Here is a 2,466-nt window from a genome sequence, read left to right on the forward strand (position 1 = left end):
GAGATGCCTAAGCCAGGAAGTCACCCTCCTGACTCGGCTACAAAACCGTGCATGAATCTTTCGATTCACACGGCTCCTCAATGATTTGGTGTTTGTCATACATACCTCTAGAAAGGATTACTATTGATATAATCCTCATCTAATTCTTGTGCGTAAATGAATAATGTATTATCATTGGCACTTTTATTATCATGGCAATGTCGATGAAGTAATTGTTTATTTTGGTAACTATTATTCCCGCCTTTTGAGCGAGGAATTATATGGTCTATTTCCCACAAATCTTCATCTTGGAAGTATAGTCCACACTCAGAGCATTTACCCTTTTGTTTCTTCAGAAGAATAGCTATTTCTGGTTTAACTTCTGGATGTCTGCCCATTCTCATACTCCAGTAAACCCAATCGCTATCATAAGGACTGCGTTGTGCTTGCACCTTGATATGTCTCACTATCCGAGTTTTCTCGTGTTTGATAAGATGCTGGATATTGTCCGACTGTTTATTGGTAAAAACCCAATGGTCATTGCCAACAGTTGACCAATATTTATGAGCAATCTGTTGATGATTTTGTTTTGGGTGACGACGTTTAGCCCAAGCAAAAAGTTGCTGGTATATACATGAATCAACTTTACTATAGGTACGTTTACTAACTACCGTTGAATAGTAAGCTGTCCATCCTCTAATAATTGGATTCAATCTTTTAATCAATTGTGCTTGATTAGCCGCATGATATGTTTTAATGATTTTGCCAATTTTTGAGGTATGTTGTTTGATTTTCTCAATGCTGGGAGTGATGAGTGTTTTGAAACCTAATGGTTTTCCATTTGAATTCTTACCTGTTCGGTTCTTTCCTACAGGATATTGTCGAACTGTAAATCCTAAGAAGTCAAACCCAATTTTTCCTTCATACTTATGAAGTGTATGGGAAATTTTGGTTTTACTCGGTTTCAATTCTAAGCCCATGTCTGATAACCATTCAGCTATAGCTTGTTGACATTTTTGAATGACTTCGATGTCTTTGTGTACAATCACAAAATCATCTGCATAGCGAATCAAAATTGGGCTGGGAGTAAATACTCTTTTGCCGTTAACTTTTGGTTGCCGTTGGGGAAACTTTTGGTGTATCCAGTTTTCCATCCCGTGAAGGGCTATATTTGCCAATAAAGGCGATATACACCCGCCTTGTGGTGTACCAATAGTTGTCGGAAATAATTCGCCATTATCTATCACCCCGGCTCTTAGCCACGCTCTGATTTGGTGACGAAGGCTGGGAAATGTGTTCAACTTTGTTAATAAGGCTTGATGGTTAATTTTGTCGAAGCATTTCGATATATCGGCATCCAACACATATTTAGACTCTTGCTTAATTGCGTTGAATATTGCTCCTATTGCATCGTGACATGAGCGTCCTGGTCTAAAGCCGTAACTGTTTGGCTCAAAATGTGCCTCCCATTCTGGCTCGATTGCAAATTTTACTAATGCTTGTATCGCACGGTCTGTAATTACAGGTATTCCCAAGGGTCGCTTTTCTTCCCCATGAAGTTTAGGAATCCATACCCTTCTGGTTGGTTTTGCTTTCTGGGATAGTTTCAGGTTTTGGACAAGTTTTAACCTTTGTTTTGGGTTTAATGATTTAACTCCGTCTACTCCGGCTGTTTTCTTGCCTGAATTTTCCTGTGTAACTCGCCGGACTGCAATACATTTTGCACCCCAGGATTTCATCAATAGTCGTTGGAGTTTATGGACTGTTTTGACATCACCACGATTTGAGGCTTGGTAAATCCGTTTTTGCAACTTAAACAATTTCCTTTCTAGCTTTCGCCAGGGGATTTTGTTCCATTCATGCGTAGTCTTTAACTCGCTCATAACTTTTACATTGCTACTTATAGCAATACCATCCAAATCATCGTGCCTATGTCTGCTTATCCTTTGGCTTTCCCAAAGGCTTTTGCTTTTTAGGCAATCCTTCCCGTTCCGTAGCATCCACTTAGCAGTTGCTTGTAGCATCGACCATTTCTACAAGAGCATACGTTCGGGTTACTTCGTTCCTGGTTTTCCGTTTAATGCTGATTTTAGAGTCCCTCTTTCCACCGGGTTTATTATGGGTGCTTGCTCGGTCAATCCCGAAGTTGCCTCGCCATTTTGACAAAACTTTGTCAATTATCCTTTCCCCTTTTGGGCAAGCCAATAATCCACGTAGGCTTGTTAATTATTACGATGGTTCTATCAAGGGTTCGTTTTCTACTCATGACCAGCTATGCTCGACGGGGTTCTCAATTGGATTTTGAGTTACCGTCTTTTATCCCTGCTTTACGGATTGATGACTAGTCGCTACCGTAAGGGATATGCTGTCACTACTGCACCTGTAGGATGGGAATTTCACCCATACAGAAATCCAAGTTGTCTAGGTTGGTTAACCTAGCTAACCTTAAGAGAGTATTTCTACTCATTTGGGTTAAACGAATCGCAC

The 2,466-nt window shown here is 40.2% G+C and carries 1 protein-coding gene; it reads right to left on the reverse strand.

All coding sequences use genetic code 11. From position 1 onward, the window contains the following. Positions 1-107 precede the first annotated feature (107 nt). Entirely contained in the window at positions 108-1,979 is a 1,872-nt protein-coding gene (ltrA, locus tag GNE10_RS33850; protein WP_397326714.1) for a group II intron reverse transcriptase/maturase, read from the reverse strand. Positions 1,980-2,466: the final 487 nt, after the last annotated feature.

The sequence above is a fragment of the Nostoc sp. 2RC genome (assembly GCF_014222165.1).
Classification (GTDB): Bacteria; Cyanobacteriota; Cyanobacteriia; order Cyanobacteriales; family Nostocaceae; genus Nostoc; species Nostoc linckia.